This is a genomic window from Nocardioides astragali (assembly GCF_024436375.1).
Classification (GTDB): Bacteria; Actinomycetota; Actinomycetes; order Propionibacteriales; family Nocardioidaceae; genus Nocardioides; species Nocardioides astragali.
On the sequence record NZ_JAFMZM010000004.1, the window covers coordinates 648,259 to 673,348 of the forward strand.

A 25,090-nucleotide genomic window follows, 5' to 3' on the forward strand; every position below is an offset into this window, starting at 1 on the left:
GGACCGCTTCCCGCTGGTCGAGGAGGTCGCTCTGCGACCGTCACGAGACCGAGGAACAGAAAGTAGAGCTTTGACCGTCACCACCGATTCCGTCCGCTCCGCCCTGGAGCAGGCCCCGGCCGCCGACCGGGTGGAGAGCCACCTGCACCCGGCGGGCTCCTTCGAGGTCAGCGACCACACGGCGCCGACCGGCCGTGAGGAGATCTGGCGCTTCACGCCCCTCAAGCGGCTCAAGGGCCTGCACGCCGACGCGGAGTTCATGCGCTCGGCGACCTCCTGCATGTGGAACACGCCCGAGGGCGTCCGCGTGGAAGGGGTGTCCGGCGACGAGGCGCGCGCGCTGCGCGGCATCTCCGGCCTCGTGCCCAACACCCTCTGGGCCGCCCGCGTGCTCGCCGAGGTCCCGTCCAGCCTCCTGATCGACGTCCCCGCCGACACCGAGGTGGCCGAGCCGATCGTCGTCGACCTGGACGGTCAGGACGTCACGGTCACCGAGGCCGGTCACGTCGCGATGCGCTTCGGTGCGCACAGCAAGGCGATCGTGGTGCTCAACCACACCGGCTCCTCCACGGTCGCAGCGGTCGTCGAGATCGCGGTGGGCGACGGTGCCGACGTCTCCGTCGTCTCCATCCAGGACTGGGCCGACGACGCCGTCCACCTGTCCCACCACCAGGCGCGCGTGGGTCGCGACGCGACCTACAAGCACACCGCGATCTCCTTCGGTGGCGACGTGGTGCGGATGGACGCCAACGTGACCTACGACGGTCCCGGCGGCTCCGCCGAGCTGCTCGGCCTCTACTTCGCCGACGCCGGCCAGCACATCGAGCACCGGATCTTCGCCGACCACACCGCCCCGCGCACCAAGTCGCACGCCGTCTACAAGGGCGCGCTGCAGGGGGAGAAGGCGCACACCGTCTGGGTCGGCAACGTGCTCATCCGCAAGATCGCCGAGGGCATCGAGACCTTCGAGGAGAACCGCAACCTCGTCCTCACCGACGGCTGCCGCGCCGACTCCATCCCCAACCTGGAGATCGAGACCGGTGAGATCGAGGGTGCCGGACACGCCTCTGCCACGGCGCGCTTCGACGACGAGCAGCTCTTCTACCTCCAGTCGCGCGGCATCTCCGAGCAGGAGGCGCAGCGCCTGGTCGTCCACGGGTTCTTCAACGACCTGATCCGCAAGGTCGGCGTCCCCTCCATCGAGGACCGGCTGCTGACCACGGTGGAGGCCGAGCTCGCCAAGAACGTGCTGAAGGACTCCGCCTTCGGATCGGGGGCCTGATGGCCTACGAACGAGCGTGCGCGCTGGCGGAGGTGCCGACCGACCGCGCCCTGGCAGTCACGCTCGGCCGCTACGACGTCGCCGTCGCGCGCGACGGCGAGGAGGTCTTCGCCGTCGAGGACGTCTGCAGCCACGCCGAGATCGCCCTGAGCGAGGGCGAGGTGGCCGTCAACGACGGTGGGTGCCAGATCGAGTGCTGGCTGCACGGATCGATGTTCGACCTGCGCACCGGCAAGCCCACCAACCTCCCCGCGACCGAGCCGGTCGCCACCTTCCCTGTCGACGTACGAGACGGCGACGTCTACGTCGACACCGAGACCACCCTGAACGGAGTCACCCCCGCATGAGCAAGCTCGTCATCACCGACCTGCGCGTCACCGTCGACACAGAGGACGGCCCCAAGGAGATCCTCAAGGGCGTCACCCTCACCATCAACGAGGGCGAGACCCACGCCATCATGGGCCCCAACGGCTCCGGCAAGTCGACCTTGGCCTACTCCATCGCCGGCCACCCGAAGTACACGATCACCGGAGGCACGGTCACGCTCGACGGCCAGGACGTCCTGGCGATGTCGGTCGACGAGCGCGCCCGCGCCGGCCTCTTCCTCGCCATGCAGTACCCCGTCGAGGTCCCCGGCGTCTCGGTCTCGAACTTCCTGCGCACCGCCAAGACGGCCATCGACGGTGAGGCCCCCAAGCTGCGCACGTGGGTCAAGGACGTCAACGCCGCGCTCCAGCAGCTCAACCTCGACCCGACGTTCGGCACCCGCAACGTCAACGAGGGCTTCTCCGGTGGTGAGAAGAAGCGCCACGAGATCGCCCAGCTCGAGCTCCTCGACCCCAAGGTCGCGGTGCTCGACGAGACCGACTCCGGCCTCGACATCGACGCGCTCAAGGTCGTCTCCGACGGCGTCAACCGCTTCCGTGCGCGCGAGGGCAAGGGTGTCCTGCTGATCACCCACTACACCCGCATCCTGCGCTACATCGAGCCCGACTTCGTCCACGTCTTCGTCGACGGCAAGGTCGCCGAGTCCGGCGGCAAGGAGCTCGCCGACCAGCTCGAGGCAGAGGGCTACGACCGCTACTTGAAGCCCGCCACTGCCTGACCGACACCGCGAAACGAGGTAACACCATGGAAGGACTGCTTCCGGATCTCGACGTGATCCGCAAGGACTTCCCGATCCTCGAGCGCACGCTCGCGGGCGGGCAGCCGCTGGTCTACCTCGACAGCGCCAACACCTCGCAGAAGCCGCAGATCGTCATCGACACGATGGTCGACCACCTCGAGCGGCACAACGCCAACATCGCCCGGGCGATGCACCAGCTCGGCGCCGAGTCGACCGAGGCCTACGAGGCGGCCCGTGACAAGGTGGCGGCCTTCCTCAACGCGCCCTCGCGCAACGAGATCGTCTTCACCAAGAACGCCACCGAGGCGCTCAACCTCCTGGCCCGCACGATCGAGCTGGGCCCCGGAGACAACGTCGTCATCACCGAGATGGAGCACCACTCCAACATCGTGTCGTGGCAGCTGGCGTGCGAGCGCGCCGGTGCGGAGCTGCGCTGGTTCGGGCTCACCGACGACGGCCGGCTCGACCTGGGCAACGCCGACCAGCTCATCGACGAGCACACCAAGGTCGTCGCCTTCACCTGGGTGTCCAACATGCTCGGCACGATCAACCCGGTCGCCGACCTGGCCGCCCGGGCCAGGGCCTTCGGCGCCCTCTCGGTCGTCGATGCCTCGCAGGCCGCACCGCAGCTCCCCGTCGACGTCCAGGCCGTCGACTGCGACTTCCTCGTCTTCACCGGCCACAAGGTGTGCGGCCCGACCGGCATCGGTGTGCTCTGGGGACGTGAGGCGCTGCTCAACGAGCTCCCGCCGTTCCACGGTGGCGGCGAGATGATCGAGACCGTGACCATGGCGCGCTCGACGTACGCCAAGGCGCCGCACCGCTTCGAGGCCGGCACCCCGCCGATCGTCGAGGCCGTCGGCCTCGGTGCCGCCGTGGACTACCTCGGCCACATCGGGCTCGAGCCCATCCACGCGCACGAGCAGGCGATCACGGCGTACGCCCTGGAGGGCCTCCAGTCGATCCCGGGCCTGACGGTGATGGGCCCTGTGGACGCGACCCAGCGCGGCGGCGCGATCTCCTTCGAGCTCGCCGAGGTCCATCCCCACGACATCGCGCAGGTGCTCGACTCGCGCGGAGTGGCGGTGCGGGCCGGGCACCACTGCGCCAAGCCGGCGCACGCGCGCTTCGGCGTGCAGAGCTCGACGCGGATGTCGTCCTACCTCTACACGACGCCCGCCGAGATCGACGCGCTGGTCGAGGCTCTTCACCACACCCGCGCCTACTTCAAGGTGGGCTGACGCGATGAGCACCGAGCTCGACAACCTCTACCAGGAGATCATCCTGGATCACTACAAGAACCCCCACCACAAGGGGCTGCGCGTCCCGTTCGAGTCCGAGGTCCACCACGTCAACCCGACCTGCGGCGACGAGGTGACCCTCCGGGTGCACCTCGCCCAGGGCCCGCAGGGCACGGTGGTCGAGGACGTGTCGTACGACGCCGTGGGCTGCTCGATCTCGCAGGCGTCGGCCTCCGTGCTGACCGACCTGGTGATCGGCAAGCCGGTCGACGAGGCGATGCAGATCCACCAGACCTTCCTCGAGCTGATGCAGGGCAAGGGGCAGATCACCCCCGACGAGGACGTCCTCGAGGACGGCATCGCGTTCGCCGGTGTCGCCAAGTTCCCAGCGCGCGTGAAGTGCGCACTTCTCTCCTGGATGGCGTGGAAGGACGCGACCGCCCAGGCCCGGACCGAACCGCAAGGAGATCCCCATGTCTGAGTCCCGTGACCAGCAGATCGACCGCGGCGACCTGCCCGAGGTCCCCGAGGCCAACCCGCACGGCGGCGGCGGCACCGCGACGGTGACCGTGGACGACGTCACCGAGGCGATGAAGGACGTCGTCGACCCCGAGCTCGGCATCAACGTCGTCGACCTCGGCCTCGTCTACGGCGTGCACCTCGACGAGAGCTCCAACGCCGTCCTCGACATGACCCTCACCTCGGCCGCGTGCCCTCTGACCGACGTGATCATGGACCAGACCGAGTCCGCGCTGGAGGGTCTGGTCAACGACGTCGCGATCAACTGGGTCTGGATGCCGCCGTGGGGCCCGGACAAGATCACCGAGGACGGCCGCGAGCAGCTGCGCGCGCTCGGGTTCAACGTCTGAGCCTCGCGGGTCGAGTCCTACCCCCAGGGCCGGATATTCCGTAGCGCCAGGGCCTGCGCAGGCGCACACTTCAGCCGTGCTCAACCCCCACCCCACGCGCTACGCCGAGCTCAACGGCGTGCTCCACGACCTGGTCACCGGTGCGCAGGCCGCGCTCGGCGACTCCTTCGTGGGCGCCTACCTGCAGGGCTCGTTCGCGCTCGGCGCGGGTGACGTGCACAGCGACTGCGACTTCCTGGTGGTGGTCGACCAGCGGCCCGACGCGGGGCAGGAGACGGCGCTGCGCGCGCTCCACCGCGACCTGCCGCACCGCGACGGGTTCTGGAACCGCCACCTCGAGGGCTCGTACGCCGTCGCCGCCGACCTTCGCACCGTCCGGGGATTGGGTCGGGACTGGCTCTACGTCGACCACGGCCGCGACGAGATGTGCTGGTCCGACCACTGCAACCAGCCGTGGACCAGGTGGATCCTGCGCGAGCACGGCATCACCCTCCTCGGCCCCTGCCCCGTCGAGCTCGTCGACCCGGTCCCCGACGACGTGCTCCGGGACCGGGCGCGTGCCGGCCTGGCGACGCTGACCGACGACATCCTGGGGTGGTGCCCACCCCACATCGCCTGGTGCCAGCGCTACCTGGTGGTCCAGGCTGCCCGCAGCCTCCACACGGTGCGCACCGGCGAGGTCGCCAGCAAGCGCGACGCCCTGCGCTGGGCGATGATGCACGCCGATCCGTCGTGGCGCCCGCTGCTCCAGCAGGTCCTGGCCGACCGCGACCTCGGGCTCGACCCGGGCGCCGAGCCCCGGCCGGGCTCGATGGCGGCCGCCCGGGACTTCGCGGCGTACGTCGCGGCGCTCGCCTGACGCGGGGACCGGCGCACTACGCTCGGGGCATGAGCGAGCCCGACGTCGACCTGTCCGAGATCGAGTTCGACCACGAGGAGCTGCGGGTCTTCTGGGACCTGGCCCGCTTCCACGCCAAGCTCAACGCGGCGCCCACCTACTTCGGCCCGACGACCCTCGAGTCGGTCCCACCCCCGGCGTGGGCGTACGGCGACTCGCTCGAGGAGTCCGACGCGTTCGTCGCCCGGGTGCTGGCCGACGAGCGCGGCAGCACCACCGCCCCGGCTGCGGACTACGCCGGCGAGATGCCGGAGACGGGCGTGCTGTCCATCCTGTGCGACGGCTCCGGGGTGCCGCGTGCACTGGTCGAGGTCACCCGGGTGGCCGTGACCGGTGATGAGGTCGCCGAGGAGTTCAAGGTCGTCTACCAGGCCTGAGTCCGACAAGCCCGTGTGGGAGAGTCCTCGCATGGCCGAGCGGATGACCTACCTCCTCGTCGACGGGGAGAACATCGACGCCACCCTGGGCACCTCGATCCTGGGTCGTCGCCCCCGGCCCGAGGAGCGCCCCCGGTGGGACCGGCTGCTGGAGTGGGCCGAGCGGGCCTTCGACCAGGACGTCACCGGGCTGTTCTTCCTCGCCGCCACCACCGAGATGCCCACGAGCTTCGTCCAGGCACTGCTCGCGATCGGCTTCAAGCCGATCCCGCTGAGTGGCGAGGGCAAGATCGTGGACATCGCCATCCAGCGCACCGCCGAGGCGCTGGTGCACCGCGCGGCCGACGTGGTCCTCGTGAGCCACGACGGCGACTTCGTCGACCAGGTCTCCGCGCTGTGCGACGGGACCCGTCAGGTCGGCGTGATCGGCTTCACCGAGTTCGTGAGCTCCCAGTTCCGCAACCTCCCGGGGCTGCGGATCTTCGACCTCGAGTACGACCTCGCCGCCTTCAACTCGCCTCTCCCGCGGGTGCGCGTCATCCCGATCGACGAGTTCGACCCGCTCGACTTCCTGTAGCCATGTAGCACTCTTGCTATCGAGGTAGCACAAGGACTACGTTCGCCGGGTGAGCTCCCAGGCTGCCCCGGTGATCGAGGTGCGCGACCTGCGCATGCGCTACGGCGACAAGGACGTCCTGACCAGCGTCGAGTTCTCGATCGAGCCGGGGGAGGTGGTGTGCCTCCTCGGGCCCAACGGTGCGGGCAAGACCACCACCATCGAGATCCTCGAGGGGTTCCGCGAGCGTTCCGCCGGCGAGGTCACCGTGCTGGGCGAGGACCCCCGCCGCGCGAGCGAGGCGTGGCGCGCCCGCACGGGAGTCGTCCTGCAGTCCTGGCGTGACCACCCGCGCTGGACGCCGCGCACGTTGCTGGACCAGGTGGGCGGCTACTACGCGCCGTACGCCACTCCCGACCGGCCGCGTCCGGTCCCGACCGATGAGCTGCTCGAGGTCGTGGGCCTCGACGACCTCGCCGACCAGAAGATCGCGACGTTCTCCGGTGGGCAGCGTCGCCGGCTCGACGTGGCCATGGGGATCGTCGGGCGTCCCGAGCTGCTCTTCCTCGACGAGCCCACGGCCGGCTTCGACCCCCAGGCGCGCCGCGAGTTCCACCACGTCGTGCACCGCCTGGCCGATCTCGAGCACACCACGATCCTGCTGACGACCCACGACCTCGACGAGGCGGAGAAGCTGGCCGACCGCGTCCTGATCCTGGCCGGAGGGCGGATCGTCGCCGACGACACCGCCGAGCAGCTCGCGCTGCGCGCGGCGCTGGAGGTAGAGGTCAAGTGGACGCGTGGCGGCGAGCGCTTCGTGCACTCGACCGCCGACGCCACCGACTTCGTACGCCGTCTGCTCACCGAGCCGGGCGAGCCCGTGGTCGACCTCGAGGTCCGGCGCGCGAGCCTCGAGGACGCCTACCTCGACCTGGTGCAACGACACGAGGCGGGACAGTCCGACGAGGCAGTCCGTGCCTTCAGGGAGGTGGTCTGATGAGCAGCTCGACGTCACCGGCGAGTGCGCTGCCGCACGCGGTCCGACTCGGGATGCGACGTGGCTGGACGGAGTTCGTCCTGAGCCTGCGCAGCTCCCAGGACCAGTGGTTCTACCTGTTCACCGCGTTCCTCGCGGTCGGCTACCTCTACCTCCGACGCGACACCCCTGTCGACGACACGGGTCTGCTGCTGCCCTCGGTGGCACTGCCGAGCATCCTCGGCGGGCTGGTGGCCTTCGGCCTCGTCATCGGGCCGGCCTACAGCCTCGCCATGGAGAAGGAGGACGGGACCCTGCTGCGGGCCAAGGCCGTGCCCAACGGGCTCGTCGGCTACTTCGCGGGACAGCTGGTCCTCCACTCCTCGAGCCTGGTGCCGCAGACGATCGCCGTCCTGGTCCCGAGCTTCCTGCTCTTCGACAACCTGATGGCCCACCCCAGCGGCTGGTTCACCATCGTCTGGGTCCTGGCCCTCGGGCTGCTCGCGACGCTTCCCATCGGCATGGCGATCGGGGCCGTCGTGCCCGGCGTGCAGAAGGTCGGGATGTGGGGGATGCTGCCGGTGATGGTGCTGGCCGGCATCTCCGGGATCTTCTACCCCGTGCAGGCCCTGTGGGGATGGGTCCAGGTCGTGGCGCAGGTGTTCCCGATGTACTGGCTGGGGCTCGGCATGCGCTCGGCCTTCCTGCCCGACTCCTACGTCGACGCGGAGATCGGCGGCTCGTGGCGCACGCTCGAGACCATCGCCGTGCTCGGTGCGTGGGCGGTCGTGGGCGCCCTGGTGGCCCCGGCGCTGCTGCGCCGCATGTCGCGGCGCCAGTCCGGGTCCCAGGTCGCTGCCGCGAAGGAGGCGGCGACACAGTGGGTCAGGTGACGGCGGTGGTGCACAACCGGATCGCCCTGCTGCGTGCCGAGCAGGGCGTGTCCCGTCGCGACCTGGCCACCGCGCTGGGTGTGCACTACCAGACGGTGGGCTACCTCGAGCGCGGCGAGAACAGCCCCAGCCTGGACCTCGCGCTGCGCATCGCGGTGTTCTTCGACGTGCCGGTGGAGGCGGTGTTCTCGTTGACGCCGTTCCCACGCGTCAGCGACCACAGGGGCCGCTCCGCCTGACGCGGTGAGCGGATCCGCACCGCGCAACCGATAGCGTCCGTGCCGTGCCCCTCGTCCTCGTCCCACCCCGGCGCTGGGAGCGGTGGGTCGACAACTTCACAGCGAGCCACGGCGCGACGGAGTTGTCCGTGGCCGGGGGAGGGCTGGCGGGGCGCGCCGCCGATGGCTCCCACTTCGAGGCCCGACTGCCTCTGGCGCTGTCGTACGACGGCCCGGCGCAGGCCGCTGCCTTCGCCGCCGCTGCGGTGCCGCCCGACGTCTGGGGCGTGCTGCTGGTCCGCAAGGGCGGCTTCGCGGTGGCGCGGCTGAATGGTGCGGAGATGGTGGAGCACAAGATCGGGCAGCGGCACGTGCAGGGCCGGACCAAGGCCGGCGGACAGAGCCAGCAGCGCTTCGCCCGCCGGCGCGGCAACCAGGCGCGCCAGGCCTACGAGGCCGCCGCCGACCACGCCGCCCGCATCCTCACCGGCACCCGGCTGGTGGTCACCGGCGGCGACCACGCGGCCGTCGATGCGGTGCTCGACGACCCGCGGCTGGCCTCCCTGACGGCCGTCGGGCCGTGGCTCGCGGTCCCCGACCCGCGCCGCGCGGTGCTGGACGCGGCGGTGGCCGACGCCCAGTCGCTGGCCGTGACCGTGGTCAACGCCTGACCCGACCGCCGTGTCGAGCGGCTCGTGGAGCCAACGCAGCGACGACATCGGTTAGCGTCCTCGGCATGTGGCAACCCGAGCCGGGATGGCGCCCCCTCCCGGGTGCCGGCCCGGCCACCGTCGGCGTGTGGTCGGCCACGCACGGTGGCCGCGAGGTCGTGGTGAAGAGGTTGCGCTGCCCCGATCCACACGACGCTCCCGGGACGCTCGCGCCGAACGACGCCAACTACTGGCGCCGTGCTTGTGACGTGGCCCTCAGCGGCGTCGTTGCCGCGGCGCCGGGACTGCGAGAGGCGCCGGTCGTGCGCGTCGACGAGGACGCCGAGGGCATCACGCTCGTCCACGAGCGCGTCGAGCGCGTCGATGCGCCCGGTCTGTGGCTGGCGGCGTGTCTCGGCCGGTTCGCCGCCGTCGACCTCGGGCGGCACGCGTGGCTGGCGCGCGACCAGCTCCGCAGCCGGCTGGGCCTGGTGGACCGCCGCGGCGGCTGGCGGACGCTGGCCCGCACACCGATGGCCGACATCGCCGACCATCTCTGGACCCGTCGCACGCTCTGGCTGGAGCGCTGCGACGCGCTGCCCCAGGTGGCCCAGCACGGTGACCCGTCGCCGGCCAACATCCCCGGCCGGTCGGGTGACAGCGCCGTCGCGATCGACTGGGCGCACCTGGGCCGCGGTCCGGTCGGGGCCGACCTGGGCTACCTCTCCCTGGCGACCCGCGAGGCCATCGAGCCGATGGTGGAGGCGTACGTCGCCGCGCTGCCGGCGGGCCTGGCCACGCCCGACGAGGTCGCGACCGGCGCTCGGGTGATGGCCGTCTACACCGCACTGACCCGGCTGGACTGGGCGCTGGCGCGGGTTGCCGAGGGCGAGGGAGCGCTGGCCGGGAAGTTCCGCCATCCCAGCGTGGCGCCCTACATCCGCGCCATGCAGCGCCAGGTGTCCCAGATCGAGGCGCTGCTCGGCTGAGAGCCCTGGTCGATCAGTGCTGGTCGATCAGAGCTGGGCTCAGAGCTGGCTGGCGGCGAAGGTGTCGCAGGCCTCGAGCTTGCCGTGCTCGTAGCCGGTCATGAACCAGGCCATGCGCTGCTCGGACGAGCCGTGGGTCCAGCCGTCGGGGTCCACGCCCTGGCCGGACTTCTGCTGGATCCGGTCGTCGCCGACGGCCTTGGCGGAGTCGAGCGCCTCCTCGATGTCGCCCTGGTCGAGCGTCATCAGGTTGCTGTCCTCGGCGTCGCGAGTCCACATGCCGGCGTAGCAGTCGGCCTGCAGCTCGAGGCGTACGGCGTCGGACTCGGGGCCCTTCTGCGTGCGGACCCTGTTCATGGTCCCGAGCAGGTTCTGGATGTGGTGGCCGTACTCGTGGCCCAGGACGTAAGGCTCGACGAAGTCGCCGCCCTGCCCGCCGAGCTGGTCCTCGAGCACGTCGTCGAAGAACGTGGTGTCGAGGTAGATCTGTTGGTCGGGCGGGCAGTAGAACGGGCCGACCTGCGAGGACGCCTGGCCGCAGCCGGTGTCGACAGCGCCGGCGAACGTGTTGATCTGGGCCGGCGCGAGCTCGGTGCCGCCCTGCTCCGGCAGGGTCCTGGCCCAGTACTGCTCCAACGACAGGGCGACCGCCTTGCGGGCGCAGTCGGGGTCGTCCTCCGCGTCCGCGCCCGTCTTGCAGTTGGCGTAGCGCTCGTCACTGTTGTCGATCCCCTCGGGGTCGCCCTGGGCCTGGCCCTGCGGGGCACCGCCGCCACCGCCGCCGGGCAGCTGACCACCCATGCACTGGCTCAGGATGACGAACAGGATGATGATCAGGATCCCGCCGATGCCACCTCCGGCGCGCGTGCCGCCGGGGATCGGGATGCGCATGCCGCCACCGCCCATGCCCCCACCGCCTCCACCGCCGCCGGCGTCGCGGACGCGGCCCTTGCTGATGTCGGCCTTCGGGTTGAACCGCATGGGAGTGCCTTTCCGCAGGTCGTGACGCGCAGATGGAGCCTCTCCGCACAGTAACGCCTGTCTCGCCGATGGGGCTCCTGCCTTCACCCCTTCGTAGGATGTCGCCCGAGATGATCACCGCCCAGAAGCTCGAGGTCAGAGCCGGCGCGCGGCTCCTCATGGAGGACGTCACCTTCCGCATCGCCGCAGGCGACAAGGTGGGCCTCGTGGGGCGCAACGGTGCCGGCAAGACGACGCTCACGAAGATCCTTGCCGGAGAGGCCCAGCCCGCCGCCGGCCAGGTGCTGCGCAGCGGCGACATCGGCTACCTCCCTCAGGACCCCCGGGTGGGCGACCCCGCCGTCATAGCCCGCGACCGGATCCTGTCCGCCCGCGGGCTCGACGATGTCGTACGACGCCTGCGCGAGGCCGAGGTCGACATGGCCCACGAGGACCCCAAGGTCCACGAGCGCGGCATGAAGCGGTGGGCGCGAGCGGACGCCGAGCTGCACGCGGGAGGCGGGTACGCCGCGGAGTCCGAGGCCGCCCAGATGGCCGCCGCCCTCGGCATCGAGTCCCGCATCCTGGAGCAGCCGATCGGCACGCTCTCGGGTGGACAGCGACGACGCGTCGAGCTCGCCCGGATCCTGTTCTCGGGGGCCGAGATCCTGCTCCTCGACGAGCCGACCAACCACCTCGACGCCGACTCGATCGTGTGGCTGCGCGACTACCTCAAGGCCCACCGGGGCGGTTTCGTGGTGATCAGCCACGACAACGCACTGCTCGAGCAGACGGTCAACAAGGTCTTCCACCTCGACGCCAACCGCGCCGTCATCGACGTCTACAACATGGGCTGGAAGGACTACCTCTCCCAGCGCGAGTCCGACGAGCGCCGACGCAAGCGCGAGCGCGCCAACGCCGAGTCCAAGGCCAAGACCCTCACCGACCAGGCCAACAGGATGCGCGCCAAGGCGAGCAAGGCGACGGCAGCGCAGTCCATGCTCAAGCGGGCCGAGAAGATGGTTGCCGGCCTCGAGGGCGAGCGCGCCGCCGACAAGGTGGCCCGCATCAAGTTCCCCGCCCCCGCCCCGTGCGGGAAGACGCCGATCACCGCCCGCGAGCTCTCCAAGTCCTACGGGTCGCTCGAGGTGTTCACCGACGTCGACCTCGCCATCGACCGGGGGAGCAGGGTCGTGATCCTCGGCCTCAACGGTGCCGGCAAGACCACCATGCTGCGCATCCTGGCCGGCGTCGACCCCTCCGACACCGGCGAGGTGCTCCCGGGTCACGGGCTGAAGATCGGCTACTACGCCCAGGAGCACGAGACCCTCGACACCTCCCGGACCGTGCTGGAGAACATGCAGTCCGCCGCGCCCCAGCTCACCGACTCCGAGGCCCGCAGTGTCCTCGGGTCCTTCCTCTTCTCCGGCGACGACGCCCACAAGAGCGCCGGTGTCCTGTCCGGTGGCGAGAAGACCAGACTGGCCCTCGCCAGCCTCGTGGTGTCCTCGGCCAACGTGCTGCTGCTCGACGAGCCCACCAACAACCTCGACCCCGCCTCGCGCGAGGAGGTCCTGGCGGCGATCCGCACCTACGAGGGCGCGATCGTGCTCGTGACTCACGACGAGGGCGCCGTCCGGGCGCTCGAGCCCGACCGGGTGCTGCTCCTGCCCGACGGTGACGAGGACCTGTGGAGCGACGACTACGCCGACCTCGTGTCGTTGGCATGAGGCCTGCTCCCTGAAGTTACCAGCGAGTAGTAGCGTGGGTGGCATGACTCCCGCAGACCTCGCCGCCGTCGGACTTCGCCTCGGGATCGAGGGTCCGGTGGCCACCGTGACGCTCGACCGTCCCGACGTGCGCAACGCGCAGACACCCGCCATGTGGCTCGCGCTCGGTGAGATCGGCCGGACCCTGCCCGACGACATCAGGGTGGTCGTGGTGACGGGGGAGGGGGAGACCTTCTCCGCCGGCCTCGACCGGGCCATGCTCGACCCCTCGACGACCGGGCAGGAGAGCGTCGTGGGGCTGCTCGCGCTCAGCGACGAGGACGCCTCGGCGCGGATCGAGGAGTTCCAGCGCGGCTTCACCTGGCTGCGCGACCCGCGGTTCGTCTCGATAGCCAAGGTGCGCGGCTACGCCATCGGCGCCGGCTTCCAGCTCGCCCTGTCCTGCGACCTTCGCTTCGTCGCGGACGACGCGAAGTTCTCCATGAAGGAGTCCGCCCTCGGCCTGGTGCCCGACCTCACCGGCACGCAGCCGCTGGTCGCCCACGTCGGCTATGCGCGCGCCCTGGAGATCTGCGCCACCGCCCGCGTCGTACCTGCTGACGAGGCTGTGGCGATCGGTCTCGCCACCGCCGCCGTCCCGGCCGGCGAGCTGGACTCAGCCGTCGCCGACCTCGCGGCCGCCCTGGTCGCGCCGATGGAGGGCGTGGTGCCCGAGACGAAGGCGCTGCTGCAGGGAGCGCTCGACCGCGACCTCGACGAGCAGCGGCGGCTCGAGCGTGAGGCCCAGGTACGTCGTTTCCGCGCGCTTGCGGCGGCCTTCGCGGGTTGACCGGGTCCCGTCGGCGGCGTACGACGGAACAATCCGGCACCGTGGCTAGTTGCCCCGGTGAACAGATGGAGGAGCACGCATGTCGATGGGCGCAGGAGGCGCACCGTGGCGGTTCCTGCGCAGCGACCGGAGCGTCGTCGACAGCAAGATCGAGCGCGGGACCGTACGCCGGGTGCTGGGGTTCGCACGCCCGCACCGCAAGCTGATCGCCGGGTTCCTGGCAGTCACGGTCGTCGACGCCGCGCTGGTGGTGGTGCCTCCGCTGCTGCTCAAGACGATCATCGACGACGGCGTCCGCACCGGCGACACCTCGCTGGTGGTGTGGCTCGCCGCCCTGGTCGCCCTCGTGGCGGTCGTCGACGCGGCCTTCGGGCTCGTCACCGGGTGGTTGTCCAGCCGGATCGGTGAAGGGCTCATCTACGACCTCCGCACCAAGGTCTTCGCCCATGTGCAGCGCCAGTCGCTGGCGTTCTTCACCCGCACCCAGACCGGCGCCCTCGTCAGCCGGCTCAACAACGACGTGATCGGCGCCCAGCGCGCCTTCACCTCCACGCTGCAGGGCACGGTCTCCAACATCATCGCGGCGATCGTGGTCGGGGTGACGATGCTGTTCCTCAGCTGGCCGGTCACCGTCCTGTGCATCGCCCTCTTCCCCATCCTGCTGGTCGCGTCGCGGCTGGTCGGTGCGAGGCTCGCCGACCTGTCCCGGGCGCAGATGGACGGCAACGCCGACCTCGGCAACGCGATGACGGAGCGGTTCAACGTCGGCGGCGCGATGCTCCTGAAGCTCTTCGGCCGACGCGAGGCCGAGGACGTCGCCTACGGCCAGAAGGCCGCGGTGGTGCGCGACCTCGGCGTACGCATCGCCCTGCTGACCCGGATCTTCTTCGCGGCGATGACCCTCGTGCCGTCGCTGGCCACGGCGCTGGTCTACGGGATCGGCGGCTACCTTGCCATCCGCGGCGACCTGACCGTCGGCACGATCGTCGCCCTCGGCGTGCTCCTGACCCGCTTGCTCGGACCGCTGCAGGGCCTCTCCAACGTCCGCATCGACGTGATGACCGCCCTGGTGAGCTTCGACCGCGTCTTCGAGGTGCTCGACCTGCCGTCGCTGATCCAGGAGAAGCCGGACGCCGTGGTGCTGCCGCGCAAGGCCTCGAAGCTGGAGTTCGACCACGTGGCCTTCACCTACCCGCGCGCCGAGGACATCTCCCTCGCCTCCCTCGAGAGCGTGGCCCGCACCGAGTCGCGCGACACCGGCCGCGTCCTCCACGACGTCACGTTCACCGCGGAGCCCGGGCAGATGGTCGCGCTCGTGGGTCCCTCGGGTGCGGGCAAGACGACCGTCACCCACCTCGTCGCCCGCCTGTACGACGTCGAGGCCGGGGCGGTCCGGGTCGACGGCCACGACGTACGCGACGTGACGCTGCAGTCGCTGGAGGACGTGGTCGGCTACGTCACCCAGGACGCTCACATGTTCCACGACACGATCCGGGCCAACCTGCTCTACGCCCGTCCCGACGCCCTCGAGGCCGACATCTGGGCCGCGCTCGAGGCCGCACAGATCGCCGGTCTCGTCCGTTCCCTGCCCGACGGCCTCGACACGGTGGTGGGGGACCGGGGCTACCGGCTCAGCGGCGGCGAGCGGCAACGGCTGGCCATCGCACGGCTGCTGCTGAAGGCGCCCTCGATCGTCGTCCTCGACGAGGCGACGGCCCACCTCGACAGCGAGTCGGAGGCCGCCGTCCAGCGGGCGCTCGACGCGGCGCTCGAGGGGCGTACGTCCCTGGTGATCGCGCACCGGCTCTCCACGGTCCGCAACGCCGACCTGATCCTCGTCCTCGACGAGGGGCGGGTGGTCCAGCAGGGCACCCACGCCGAGCTGGTGGCCTCCGGCGGGCTCTACGCCACCCTCCACGCGACCCAGTTCCGCGAGGCGCCGACCGTCCCCGTCGTTGGCTAGGGTCAGTGGAATGGACCTGCAGCTGACCGATCGTGTCTACATCGTCACCGGGGGAGCCAGAGGACTGGGGCGGGCCAGCGCCGAGGCGCTCGTGGCCGAGGGGGCGCGGGTGGTGATCTCCGGTCGAACGCAGGAATCGCTCGACGAGGCGACCGCGGCTCTCGACGGCGCGGCCGGTCGCGAGGCAGCGGTGTCGGTGGTCGCCGACAACGCGGACCGGGAGACCCCGGCGCGACTGCTGGCGGCGGCGGAGGCCGCCTGGGGGCGTGTCGACGGCGCCCTGATCAGCGTCGGCGGACCGCCCAAGGGGCCGGTCACGACGATCACCGACGACCAGTGGAGCACGGCCTTCGAGTCCGTGTTCCTCGGAGCCGTACGCCTCGCGCGCGAGGTCGGCGCGGCCCTGCCCGCAGGCGGCTCGCTGGGCCTCGTGCTGTCCTCGAGCGTGCGTGCGCCGCTGCCGGAGATGGCGATCTCCAACGGGCTGCGGCCCGGGCTGGCGATGGTCGCCAAGACCCTGGCCGACGAGCTCGGTCCGCGGGGCGTGCGGGTCAACGGGCTGCTGCCCGGACGCATCGCCACCGAGCGGGTCGCCGAGCTCGACGCCTCGACGGGTGACGCGGAGGCGGCCCGCAAGGCTGCGGAGGCCAGCATCCCGCTCGGCCGCTACGGCGAGCCGGAGGAGTTCGGCGCGGTGGCGGCGTTCGTGCTCTCGCCGGCCGCGTCATTCCTGACCGGTGTGATGCTTCCCGTCGACGGTGGACTGCTCCGCAGCCTCTGAACGAGCCTCTGACCGCGAGCGGGCTCCCGCCTGCTCCGTCCGGCCCCAGGGTCCGCGCCCGCCGCGCCACTCGTCGTACATCAGGTAGAAGAACCCGAAGATCGCGAGCGCCCCGAAGAACCACCACTGCAGGCCGTAGAAGAAGTGCGGGCCGTTGTCGAGCTCGGGCATCTCCACCGGCAGGAGCGGGGTCTCGGGCTCGGGCGACTCCGAGCGCAGGTCGATCCAGCCGCCCAACACCTCGCGGTCGAGCGCCTCGCCGATCTGCTCGCTGTTGACGGCGCGGGTGGACTGGTCGGAGACCTCGGTGCTGTCGCCCTCGGCGTCGCGGCGCACCCACCCGGTCACGGTGACCTCCCCGGGTGGCGGCTCGGGCACCTCCTCGCTGGTGGCGCCCCGGTTGTCGGTGGCGTACCACCCGCGGTCCACGAGGACGCTCGAGCCGTCGGCCAACTCCAGCGGCACCACCACGTCGACGCCGGCAGCGCCCTCGCGGGTGCGATAGCGCACGATCACGGTGTCCTCGACGGCGTACGTCCCGGAGGCCTCCACGATGCGCCACTCCTCGGCCCCCGCGACCGGCTCCCCGGGTGCCATCACGTCAGCGATCGGCTGCGCACCGGCCTCCTCGTTGCGCTCGATGGTCTCGTTGCGCTCCTGGCGGTCCTCGAGCCGGTGGAACTGCCACTCGCCCAGGCGCCAGGCGACCCACGCCAGGCCGACGACCGCCAGTGCGAAGACGATCCAGCGGCGCGAGACCAGGAACCGCAGCTTGTGCACCCGCCGAGGTTATCCGGGACGACCTGAGCGTCTGAGGCAGACCTCGATAGACTCTGCCGGGTGACGACCCCCCTCGCAGATCGCTTCGGCCGCGTGGCCACGGACCTGCGCGTCTCCCTCACCGACCGCTGCAACCTGCGGTGCAGCTACTGCATGCCGGCGGAGGGCCTGGACTGGCTGCCCACCGAGCAGACTCTCACCGACGACGAGGTCGTCCGGTTGATCACGATCGGCGTGGAGCGGCTCGGCATCGCGGAGGTGCGCTTCACCGGCGGCGAGCCGCTCCTGCGCCGCGGCCTGGTCGACATCGTCTCCCGCACTCACGCCCTCGGCGTGGAGACCTCGCTCACCACCAACGCGCTCGGCCTCACCCGCACCGCACAGGCGCTGGCCGACGCCGGCCTCGACCGGATCAACGCCAGCATCGACACGGTCCGCCCCGAGACGTTCGCCACGATCACGCGGCGCGACCGGCTCCAGGACGTCGTCGCCGGGCTGGAGGCCGCCAAGGCAGCGGGGCTGGGTCCGATCAAGCTCAACGCCGTCCTCCTGCGCGGCATCAACGACGACCAGGCCGCCGAGCTCCTGCGCTGGAGCGTCGATCACGGCTACGACCTGCGCTTCATCGAGCAGATGCCGCTCGACGCCCAGCACGACTGGAGCCGGGCAGCCATGGTCACCGCCGACGAGATCTACGACGCGCTCACCGCCGAGTTCGAGCTGTCCCCGCACGGAGCCCCCCGCGGCAGCGCGCCGGCGGAGCTGTTCGACGTCGACGGCGGACCGGCGACGGTGGGCATCATCGCCTCGGTCACCCGCCCCTTCTGCGGCGACTGCGACCGGGTCCGGCTCACCGCCGACGGCCAGGTGCGCAACTGCCTCTTCGCGCGCGAGGAGTCCGACCTCCGTACGGCGCTGCGCTCGGGCGCGAGCGACGAGGAGATCGCCCAGCGGTGGGTTGTCGCGATGCTCGGCAAGCGCGCCGGGCACGGCATCGACGACGTGACCTTCCTCCAGCCGGACCGGCCGATGTCGGCGATCGGCGGCTAGCCAGTCAGCTGCGGTTCCGCCGCCGCGTGCGCCTCGCCCAAGTGGGTACGGGGCAGGCGCGAGGCGGCCGACGCCCCGCGCGTGGACGAGGAGGCGGCATGCGCATCGTGATCACCGGCGCGAGCGGAAACGTCGGATCAGCCCTGCTCCGCAGGCTGTCCGGCCACGGGCACGAGCTGGTCGGCGTCGTACGACGCCCGCCGCGGGCCGGTGAGCCCTACGCCGAGGTCCAGTGGTCGACCCTGGACCTGTCGCGCGACGACGCGGGCGCACTCACGGAGGTCTGCCGCGGTGCCGACGCGATCGTGCACCTGGTGTGGGGGTTCCAACCCACGCACCGTGAGGACTACCTGATGGAGCTCGGGGTCGGGGGTACGCGACGCGTCATCGAGGCGGCCACGGCCGCGGGCGTGCGGCACCTGGTGCACATGTCCTCGATCGGCGCCTACTCGCCCAAGCGTGACGACACCCCGGTGGGCGAGACGTGGCCCACGGACGGCGTGCGCAGCTCCATGTACAGCCGGCACAAGTCCGCGGCGGAGCGGTTGCTCGACCGTCTGGAGCGCGACCACCCGGCTCTCGTGGTCACGCGGATGCGGCCGGGCATCATCGGCCAGCGGGAGGCCGGCAGTGAGCTGCTGCGCCACGGCCTGCCCGCGGTCGTTCCGGCAGCGGTCCTGCGGCACGTACCCGTCGTGCCCCTGGACCGGCGCCTCGCCGTCCCGATGGTGCACGCGGACGACGTGGCCGACGCCTTCGCCCGGGTGCTCGACGCACGGGCGCCGGGCGCCTTCAACCTCGCGGCCCCACCGGCCGTCACCGCCCAGGACATCGCCGCCGCGCTGGAGGCGCGGCTCGTCCACGTCCCCTCCGCGGCGGTGCGGGCCGCAGTGTCGGCGAGCTGGCACGCGCGCCTGCAGCCGGTCGACCCGGGGTGGATCGACATGGCGTACGCCCTGCCGCTGCTGGACACGACCCGGGCGGAGTCGGAGCTGGGCTGGACGCCCGGGACGGATGCCCTGTCCACCCTGGCCGAGACCGTTCGAGGCATGCAGGAAGCCGCGTCCGAACGCACCCCGGTCCTGCGCCCTCGCACCGTCGCCGGCGCGGTGAGTCGGTTCGTACGCCGAGGGCCGGTCAGCAGCCGCCGGACTCCCTGACGAGATTTGGCAGCGACCAGCGATAGAGGTCCCGGAGCAGGCAGACCTCAGCGCCATGGTGGAAGAGCTCGACGCTCGTGTAGAGGACGAGCCTCGCCACCGGTGCGGCGGCGAACTCCGGAGGACTCGTGGCCCCCTGAGGTTCGGCGAGCCCCGCGGTGCCGAGCGCGCGGACGCCCGACACCCACGCCGGGTAGGCGTCATCCAGCTGCCGGAGCGCGTTCTCGGCTGTGCCTGGGTACTCGTACGTCTCGACGCTCGCCTCCGGGCCCCGAAGTGGGAGGAGTTCATCGACGCGAGGCACTCCATCGGGTGCCCCAGTCGCCAAGCGATGGTGGTCATCGGCTCGGCGCCCGGCGTGGCGGTGCCGTAGTCCCACGTGAAGTCACCTGATCCGTAGGAGACCGGAGCCTGGCTCTGGCCGCGTCGACTGATCGTCCAGCATCCGGGAACCGGCTGCCAGAAGTACTCGTCGTCCGACAGCCCGTCCAGGCGAGGCCGCAGCCGTTGGTGCCAGTGCGACTCGCCCTGGTCGAGGACTTCCCCGTTCCAGTCAAGGGTCATGCCGGGAGAGTAGTCACGTCGCGCGGGGGCGTGGGGCCTGATCTCCGAGTGGGACAATCGCGCGTGAGCACCCTCGAGCCTCCCCGCCTCGTGCCAGAGGTTGCTGGAGCAGATCCCGAGCTGGACCAGCACCTCTCCGATCGCCTCAGTGAGTTCAATCGGGCCGCGACACCCGACGTCACTCCCGCCGAGGAGCTGACGATTCGCGTCCGCGACGAGACTGATGAGCTCGTCGGCGGGATCAGCGGGTGGACCTGGGGCGGTGCGAGCGGCATGGGGATGGTGTGGGTGCATCCAGCCTTCAGGGGCTCCGGATTGGGCAGCGAGCTACTTCGCGCCTTCGAGACGGAAGCGGCGAGGCGCGGGTGCACTCATGTGTTCGTCACCTCGTTCACGTTTCAAGCGCCCGGCTTCTACGAGAGACACGGATACAGACAGATCTTCCGATGGGAAGGAGTGCCAACACCCGAGCACGCCGATGTCCACTTCCGCAAGGATCTTCTGCCATAGGCGGCGGCCTATCTGCGTCGGTGGTAGCGGAGGTCTCCGCTGGGGAGGCGTTCGGTGCGGTAGCTGGTGTCGTGGGCGCGGTGGTGGTGGTGGCTGCAGAGCAGGATGCCGTTGTTGAGGTCGGTGGGTCCGCCGGTGTGCCAGGGGTCGAGGTGGTGGGCTTCGCACCAGGTGCCGGGGGTGTCGCAGCCTTCGGCGCGGCAGGTGCGGTCGCGGATCAGTAGTGCTTTGCGTTGTGCTGGGGTGAACAGGCGGCGGGCGCGGCCGAGGTCGACGGGGAGGCTGGCGCCGCCGAGGACGGCGGGCAGGATCTTCGCGGTGCAGGCCAGGCGGCGGGCTTGAGCGGCGGTGATGCGCTCGCCGGTGTGGTCGTCGCCGGGGACGAGGCCGGCGCCGATGAGGTCGGCGGTGGCGAGGTCGGCCTGGAGGGAGGCGAGGGGGATGGTGACGATGACGGTGGTGGCGTCGCCGCCGTGGATCGGCAATCGGGTGGGGTCGATGGCTTCGAGGAACTGGACGAACGCCTGACCGAGCCTTTTGGGGTAGGCCAGCCGGGTGACCGGGTCACCCTCCGTCGTGAGGCTGCCGGGTCCTGCTGGTTGGCCCGATGGTTGGCCTGATGGTTGGCGGGGGTTGGCGTAGGCCTCGAGGTAGGTCGCAAACCGGGTCGCGGACGCGTCGGGGACCACGCTGGAGATGCGGGTGGTGCCGTCCCCGATCCGGCGCATGGACAGGCGGGTGCGGTCGCCCGCATGGGCTTCGAGGTCAGCGAGCCGGGCCGCTTCGGCGGCCTCGGCGATCTCGGGGGCGATCACGTCGAGGATCCGGCGGCCGATCCTGCCGAGCTCCTGGGGTCCGAACTCAGCAGCCTGGGCGACGAGGTGGGCCTCGGCCTGGGCGATGGTGTCAGTGTCCACGACTGCCAGCAGGGCGGTGAGCGCGTCGAGTGCGCGGTGGATGACGTGGGCCTGCGCCAGCGTGGCCTCGCCCTCGCGCATCGCGGCACCGAGCACCGGGTGCTCCCGGTCCAGTGCGGCCGCGAGGGTGAGGTCGGTGCGGGCGTCGGCGTACCGGGTGCGGGTCTGCTGGGCCAGCCAACCGGCCGCGTCCTTCGCGGCCGTGTCGTGCGCGAGGTCACCAGCGTCGGCCAGGATCCGCAGCCGCAGCTCGGCCAGCTGCCCCTCGGCGCGGACCAGCTCGGTCAGCGCGGCCGCCTTGTCGTCGGCGGACATGAACGTCGGGTTCGCGTCAGCGACGCTCTTGAGCGAGGCACGGACGTCGGTGACGGCAGCAACAATCGGATGAGTCACGACTGCATCTGACACGGTCGGCCTCCCCTCGACGACGGCTCACGTCACGCACACGCGTGACACTCAACGGTCGTCGCTCCTGGAGGCCCGGATCACCGGGCTATTACTCACCCTCGCAACTCGCCCCACCAGCCCGGGTTGAGCGCACTGGTGACGAGTCGTGGACTTGTCCTGGTGGCCCGGATCTACGCGGAACGTGACTCCACTCTAACGCCCGCCGCGCAGCAATCGAAGAAATGTTCGATCAGGATTTCCTCTAGTGCTGGGGTCCTGAGCGCACATGCCTGTGTCAACATCGAGGTCGGATGACACTGGCGGGTGGCATGCACGATGCTCAGCCCATGAATCCGTTCATTGCGCCGCTGCCACGAGACGCCCAGGCTGGCGACATTGACCAGCTGCTTCCGCTCTGGGGGCTGCTGTTCGACGAAGGGCCGGAGGATGGTGGCTCGTGGCGTGATCACGCCAGGACCTGGTTCGACGGAGTCGTGGCCGACCGAGAGTGGGCGTGCTTTCCGGTGGTCGAGCTCGATGGACGGATCGTCGCCTGTGCCGTCGGCACGTTGGAGCTCGGTGTCCCGAACCCGCAATGCCCACGCGGGCGCACCGTGCGCCTCGCAAACGTTGTCACGCTGCCCGCGCACCGCGGGCAGGGTCACGGCACGGCGCTGGTGGACTTCGTCGTGGACTGGGCGCGAGCGATCGGAGCCGACAGAGTCGACCTCAGCGCCACCCCCGATGGCCAGCGCATCTACACGCGCTCAGGCTTCGTGATGACCTCGGCGCCGCGTATGAAGTTCGTGCTCTAGCTGCGAGGCCACAGCCCGGCGACCCTGCCGGCTCGACCGGAGCACTGACGAATCCTCGACTGCGCGTCGACGTACTCCGCGATGAGCCCCCTGTCACGCGCATCAGCCGGGCCGTCTCCTGGCACAGGACCTGGCCTACTCGGCGAAGACCTCAGCGGCCCGGCCCGGCAACTGGCCGTGGAACCAGATCGCTACCAGTCCCGCGACGACGCTCCCCGACACGACCAGCGCGGTGTCGCCGTGTGATGGCAAATCGAGCACCCCGTCGAGGATGGGCCACATCATGAGAGCGACCGTGGTGGCCGCACCCACGAAGGTCAGGCCTGACGCGGCTCGACCCGGCATGCGACGGCCCACCAAGAAGGTCAGCACGAGGCCGACGACGAAACCGCCTGCAAGCCCCGCCAGCCCGCCGCACACAGCACCGAACACCGCGAGGCCGAGGAGGCCCGTGAGGGTTCCGCCAGGGTCGCCGTTCAGCACACCCGTGCCCATGAAGTCCGCCGCGACGATCACGACGACGTAGGCAGCGCCTACGAGTCCTCCCGTCGTGAGCCCGAGGAGCGACAACCCGAGCCAGCCCGGCTCCGGCCGCCACTGCCATTCGTCCTGTCGGTCCCCCATGACTCACACCCTAGGGGGTGTCGATTCGTCACGAGCGCTCCGAGACGTGGTCAACGAGGCACGACGGGACGCCTGTCAGGTGGGTTCGTCCTGACCCGGGATGCGGGCAACGGCGACCCAGTCCTGTACGACGCGCGCGTGCGGATTGCACGCCGGGTCGTGCACCGCTTCGGATTGACCGGTGCAGTCTTCTCCCACCGCGGGCCGCTCGAGCTCTTCGTCACACCTGCCGCCCCAGCGCGCGCATCGGCATGAGCACCTTGACACAGAGGAGCCAGATCTGGCCGTCTCCTATGACTGCGCTTCGGCATAGTCCGCGACGAGCTCCCCGTGCACGCGCATGAGGCGAGCCGTCTCCTGGTCATCGTCCTCGGTGATCGACGACGCCAGACCGGCAAGCGTCTTCCACAACGCCCAGCCTCGGCCACGTGCCCAGCTGGCGTCATCGACCTGGAGTCGGTCCCTGAAGGCCTGCCGGCCCGGCTCGACGAGCAAGGTCCAGGCGATCGCGAGGTCACAGGACGGATCTCCTACCCCGCATGTGCCGAAGTCGATGACAGCCGTGAGGTGCCCGTCCTCCAGCAGCAGGTTGCCCTCTGCCAGATCGCCGTGGAACCAGACGTCGTCTCCGTTCCAGTCGGCCGCAAGGGCGTCGGCCCAGATCTGGGAGGCAGGTTCCACGTCGATGTGGGCGGACAAGGTGTCCAACGCCCGACGAGTTGTCTCGGCGTAGGTGAGGAGAGTCGCGCCGCGGAACCAGTTGTGGATGCCTGGCTGTGGACCGCCTGCCGCGTCGATGCTCCGGAGGGAGACCACGAAGTCAGCCAGTTGCTCAGCGAACTGGAGCGGCCCGGTGATGTCGGTCTGGGTGGCGGGGGAGCCGCCGAGCCAGTCGTAGACCGACCAGGGGAACGGGTATCCGGCCCCCGGCTCGCCGCGGCCGCGTACGGACGGAATCGGGACGGGCAGCTGCGGTGCCAGCGTGGGCAGCCACCGATGCTCCTTCTCGACCGCCAGGGCGTACTCACTGGCGCTGGGCAGGCGTACCACCATGTCGCCACCGAGGTGGAACGTGTAGTTGTCCCACCCAGGGGTGCTGACCGGCTCGATCGTGAGCCGCGACCATTGAGGGAACTGCTCGGAGACGAGCTGGCGGACAGTCCGCGTGTCCACCACCAGGCGCTGGGGTGGTGGGCCGAGGTCCGGCACCCGGGTCAGCGGGGCCCCTCGTGCGCCACGACGTCCTTGAGGAACCCCCGCGCGCCGAGGAAGTCCGAGAGCGAAGCCCGGTGCTCGTCGCACGCGAGCCAGATCTTGCGGCGATCAGGGGCGTGGATCTTCGGGTTGTTCCACTGCAGGTCCCAGTCGGCGTCGGCCTGGCAGCCCTTGGCCGAGCAGATCTCGCGGTCGAGCTCCATCAGGGACCTTTCGAGAGCGGCGGTCACGGCGTCCGGGAGCCCATCTGACCGCACGCAAGAGCGGGACACAAGAAGAGGTGCCGGACAGCCACGGGGGGAAGCTGTCCGGCACCTCGATCGCTAGCGCAGACGGGGGATGCTGCGCTGGCGAGGGAGACTATTCCACGCAGATCCGCGAAAGCCAAACCTTTGGCACGCTTGATGGGACGGTTTTTTTCTCCGTCAGTCCTCGCCGTCGCGAGCGGTCAGCTCCGGGGCGCCAGGGCCCCCCGGGACCGTGAATCCGTCGTCGCGGGTGTCGCCGGCGTTCGCCAGGACCACGGCGAACAGCGGCAGGAAGACGGCCCCGGCCACCAGTACCCACCGGAGCACGCCGGGCCCGACCGCGACCGCTGCGACGAAGCACACGGTCCGGATCGCCATCGAGAGGGCGTAGCGCCGCTGGCGCGTCCGCATGTCGTCCGCGGCGCTCCTGCGCGCCGTGGTGATGCGTACGGCGTCCGGCTCGGCCATGCTCACGAGTCTAC

The 25,090-nt window shown here is 70.7% G+C and carries 30 protein-coding genes; 22 read left to right on the forward strand and 8 right to left on the reverse strand.

Annotated elements, in window-relative coordinates; genetic code table 11:
- Nucleotides 1-70 precede the first annotated feature (70 nt).
- The 14 genes from sufD (at nucleotide 71) to J3P44_RS16455 (ending at nucleotide 10,075) form a co-directional block, all read left to right on the forward strand.
- A complete protein-coding gene (gene sufD / locus J3P44_RS16390) occupies nucleotides 71-1,282 on the forward strand; it encodes a Fe-S cluster assembly protein SufD (protein ID WP_255891500.1) in 1,212 nt (403 codons plus the stop codon).
- On the forward strand, nucleotides 1,282-1,629 hold the full coding sequence (locus J3P44_RS16395) for a non-heme iron oxygenase ferredoxin subunit (protein ID WP_255891501.1): 348 nt from the start codon (nucleotides 1,282-1,284) through the stop codon (nucleotides 1,627-1,629). Before sufD ends, J3P44_RS16395 begins: the two co-directional genes overlap by 1 nt.
- Nucleotides 1,626-2,387, forward strand: a complete 762-nt coding sequence (gene sufC / locus J3P44_RS16400) for a Fe-S cluster assembly ATPase SufC (RefSeq protein WP_255891502.1) — start codon at nucleotides 1,626-1,628, stop codon at nucleotides 2,385-2,387. The genes J3P44_RS16395 and sufC overlap by 4 nt, the downstream gene beginning before the upstream one ends.
- Before the next feature lie 26 nt (nucleotides 2,388-2,413).
- On the forward strand, nucleotides 2,414-3,649 hold the full coding sequence (locus J3P44_RS16405) for a cysteine desulfurase (protein ID WP_255891503.1): 1,236 nt from the start codon (nucleotides 2,414-2,416) through the stop codon (nucleotides 3,647-3,649).
- A 4-nt stretch (nucleotides 3,650-3,653) separates the two neighbouring features.
- On the forward strand, nucleotides 3,654-4,130 hold the full coding sequence (gene sufU / locus J3P44_RS16410; protein ID WP_255891504.1) for a Fe-S cluster assembly sulfur transfer protein SufU: 477 nt from the start codon (nucleotides 3,654-3,656) through the stop codon (nucleotides 4,128-4,130).
- Entirely contained in the window at nucleotides 4,123-4,518 is a 396-nt protein-coding gene (locus tag J3P44_RS16415) for a metal-sulfur cluster assembly factor (protein WP_255891505.1), read from the forward strand. The genes sufU and J3P44_RS16415 overlap by 8 nt, the downstream gene beginning before the upstream one ends.
- A gap of 76 nt (nucleotides 4,519-4,594) precedes the next feature.
- Nucleotides 4,595-5,377, forward strand: coding sequence for an aminoglycoside adenylyltransferase domain-containing protein (locus J3P44_RS25585; protein ID WP_255891506.1), 783 nt, complete (start codon nucleotides 4,595-4,597; stop codon nucleotides 5,375-5,377).
- Nucleotides 5,378-5,406: 29 nt separating this feature from the next.
- On the forward strand, nucleotides 5,407-5,793 hold the full coding sequence (locus tag J3P44_RS16425; RefSeq protein ID WP_255891507.1) for an ASCH domain-containing protein: 387 nt from the start codon (nucleotides 5,407-5,409) through the stop codon (nucleotides 5,791-5,793).
- Nucleotides 5,794-5,824: 31 nt separating this feature from the next.
- Nucleotides 5,825-6,370, forward strand: a complete 546-nt coding sequence (locus tag J3P44_RS16430; protein WP_255891508.1) for an NYN domain-containing protein — start codon at nucleotides 5,825-5,827, stop codon at nucleotides 6,368-6,370.
- 49 nt (nucleotides 6,371-6,419) lie between these two features.
- Nucleotides 6,420-7,346 carry an ABC transporter ATP-binding protein gene (locus J3P44_RS16435; protein WP_255891509.1) on the forward strand — a complete coding sequence of 309 codons (927 nt, stop codon included), beginning with the start codon at nucleotides 6,420-6,422 and terminating at the stop codon, nucleotides 7,344-7,346.
- A complete protein-coding gene (locus tag J3P44_RS16440) occupies nucleotides 7,346-8,218 on the forward strand; it encodes an ABC transporter permease (RefSeq protein ID WP_255891510.1) in 873 nt (290 codons plus the stop codon). Before J3P44_RS16435 ends, J3P44_RS16440 begins: the two co-directional genes overlap by 1 nt.
- Nucleotides 8,215-8,457 (forward strand): helix-turn-helix transcriptional regulator, encoded by a 243-nt coding sequence (locus tag J3P44_RS16445; RefSeq protein WP_255891511.1) that lies wholly within the window; start codon nucleotides 8,215-8,217, stop codon nucleotides 8,455-8,457. Before J3P44_RS16440 ends, J3P44_RS16445 begins: the two co-directional genes overlap by 4 nt.
- A 44-nt stretch (nucleotides 8,458-8,501) precedes the next feature.
- Nucleotides 8,502-9,107, forward strand: a complete 606-nt coding sequence (locus J3P44_RS16450) for an acVLRF1 family peptidyl-tRNA hydrolase (RefSeq protein WP_255891512.1) — start codon at nucleotides 8,502-8,504, stop codon at nucleotides 9,105-9,107.
- A gap of 65 nt (nucleotides 9,108-9,172) precedes the next feature.
- Nucleotides 9,173-10,075, forward strand: a complete 903-nt coding sequence (locus tag J3P44_RS16455; RefSeq protein WP_255891513.1) for a phosphotransferase — start codon at nucleotides 9,173-9,175, stop codon at nucleotides 10,073-10,075.
- 39 nt (nucleotides 10,076-10,114) lie between these two features.
- Here the strand turns inward: J3P44_RS16455 and ypfJ are convergent, their stop codons facing one another.
- Nucleotides 10,115-11,056 (reverse strand): KPN_02809 family neutral zinc metallopeptidase, encoded by a 942-nt coding sequence (gene ypfJ, locus J3P44_RS16460; RefSeq protein WP_255891514.1) that lies wholly within the window; start codon nucleotides 11,054-11,056, stop codon nucleotides 10,115-10,117.
- 110 nt (nucleotides 11,057-11,166) lie between these two features.
- Here ypfJ and J3P44_RS16465 point away from each other — a divergent pair, with 110 nt between their 5' ends.
- From J3P44_RS16465 to J3P44_RS16480, 4 genes are all read left to right on the forward strand, one after another.
- Complete coding sequence (locus J3P44_RS16465; RefSeq protein ID WP_255891515.1) at nucleotides 11,167-12,765, forward strand: ABC-F family ATP-binding cassette domain-containing protein; 1,599 nt, start codon at nucleotides 11,167-11,169, stop codon at nucleotides 12,763-12,765.
- Nucleotides 12,766-12,808: 43 nt separating this feature from the next.
- The gene (locus J3P44_RS16470; RefSeq protein WP_255891516.1) at nucleotides 12,809-13,594 is read left to right on the forward strand and encodes an enoyl-CoA hydratase/isomerase family protein; all 786 of its coding nucleotides are present in this window, start codon (nucleotides 12,809-12,811) and stop codon (nucleotides 13,592-13,594) included.
- Nucleotides 13,595-13,679: 85 nt separating this feature from the next.
- Entirely contained in the window at nucleotides 13,680-15,557 is a 1,878-nt protein-coding gene (locus J3P44_RS16475) for an ABC transporter ATP-binding protein (protein ID WP_417629407.1), read from the forward strand.
- Nucleotides 15,558-15,567: 10 nt separating this feature from the next.
- Complete coding sequence (locus tag J3P44_RS16480; protein WP_255891518.1) at nucleotides 15,568-16,338, forward strand: SDR family oxidoreductase; 771 nt, start codon at nucleotides 15,568-15,570, stop codon at nucleotides 16,336-16,338.
- Here J3P44_RS16480 and J3P44_RS16485 read toward each other — a convergent pair.
- Nucleotides 16,282-17,118, reverse strand: coding sequence for an SURF1 family cytochrome oxidase biogenesis protein (locus tag J3P44_RS16485; protein WP_255891519.1), 837 nt, complete (start codon nucleotides 17,116-17,118; stop codon nucleotides 16,282-16,284). The two genes, J3P44_RS16480 and J3P44_RS16485, sit on opposite strands and share 57 nt — an antisense overlap.
- A 60-nt stretch (nucleotides 17,119-17,178) precedes the next feature.
- On the opposite strand from J3P44_RS16485, the gene moaA reads away from it, so the two are divergent.
- Nucleotides 17,179-18,168, forward strand: coding sequence for a GTP 3',8-cyclase MoaA (gene moaA / locus J3P44_RS16490; protein WP_255891520.1), 990 nt, complete (start codon nucleotides 17,179-17,181; stop codon nucleotides 18,166-18,168).
- A 98-nt stretch (nucleotides 18,169-18,266) separates the two neighbouring features.
- On the forward strand, nucleotides 18,267-19,328 hold the full coding sequence (locus J3P44_RS16495; protein WP_255891521.1) for an NAD-dependent epimerase/dehydratase family protein: 1,062 nt from the start codon (nucleotides 18,267-18,269) through the stop codon (nucleotides 19,326-19,328).
- Here J3P44_RS16495 and J3P44_RS16500 read toward each other — a convergent pair.
- Nucleotides 19,306-19,512, reverse strand: coding sequence for a hypothetical protein (locus J3P44_RS16500; protein WP_255891522.1), 207 nt, complete (start codon nucleotides 19,510-19,512; stop codon nucleotides 19,306-19,308). The two genes, J3P44_RS16495 and J3P44_RS16500, sit on opposite strands and share 23 nt — an antisense overlap.
- A gap of 443 nt (nucleotides 19,513-19,955) precedes the next feature.
- Between J3P44_RS16500 and J3P44_RS16505 the strand changes: the two genes are divergently transcribed.
- A complete protein-coding gene (locus J3P44_RS16505) occupies nucleotides 19,956-20,402 on the forward strand; it encodes a GNAT family N-acetyltransferase (RefSeq protein WP_255891523.1) in 447 nt (148 codons plus the stop codon).
- Between the two features lie 8 nt (nucleotides 20,403-20,410).
- Here the strand turns inward: J3P44_RS16505 and J3P44_RS16510 are convergent, their stop codons facing one another.
- Nucleotides 20,411-21,712, reverse strand: coding sequence for an HNH endonuclease signature motif containing protein (locus tag J3P44_RS16510; protein ID WP_255891524.1), 1,302 nt, complete (start codon nucleotides 21,710-21,712; stop codon nucleotides 20,411-20,413).
- A 323-nt stretch (nucleotides 21,713-22,035) separates the two neighbouring features.
- Here J3P44_RS16510 and J3P44_RS16515 point away from each other — a divergent pair, with 323 nt between their 5' ends.
- The gene (locus J3P44_RS16515; RefSeq protein WP_255891525.1) at nucleotides 22,036-22,521 is read left to right on the forward strand and encodes a GNAT family N-acetyltransferase; all 486 of its coding nucleotides are present in this window, start codon (nucleotides 22,036-22,038) and stop codon (nucleotides 22,519-22,521) included.
- Between the two features lie 135 nt (nucleotides 22,522-22,656).
- On the opposite strand, the gene J3P44_RS16520 is transcribed toward J3P44_RS16515, so the two are convergent.
- From J3P44_RS16520 to J3P44_RS16535, 4 genes are all read right to left on the reverse strand, one after another.
- Nucleotides 22,657-23,145, reverse strand: a complete 489-nt coding sequence (locus J3P44_RS16520; RefSeq protein ID WP_255891526.1) for a hypothetical protein — start codon at nucleotides 23,143-23,145, stop codon at nucleotides 22,657-22,659.
- 291 nt (nucleotides 23,146-23,436) lie between these two features.
- Nucleotides 23,437-24,318 carry an aminoglycoside phosphotransferase family protein gene (locus J3P44_RS16525; protein WP_255891527.1) on the reverse strand — a complete coding sequence of 294 codons (882 nt, stop codon included), beginning with the start codon at nucleotides 24,316-24,318 and terminating at the stop codon, nucleotides 23,437-23,439.
- 41 nt (nucleotides 24,319-24,359) lie between these two features.
- On the reverse strand, nucleotides 24,360-24,563 hold the full coding sequence (locus tag J3P44_RS16530; protein ID WP_255891638.1) for an acetone carboxylase: 204 nt from the start codon (nucleotides 24,561-24,563) through the stop codon (nucleotides 24,360-24,362).
- A 222-nt stretch (nucleotides 24,564-24,785) separates the two neighbouring features.
- Nucleotides 24,786-25,076, reverse strand: a complete 291-nt coding sequence (locus J3P44_RS16535) for a DUF3099 domain-containing protein (RefSeq protein WP_255891528.1) — start codon at nucleotides 25,074-25,076, stop codon at nucleotides 24,786-24,788.
- Nucleotides 25,077-25,090: the final 14 nt, after the last annotated feature.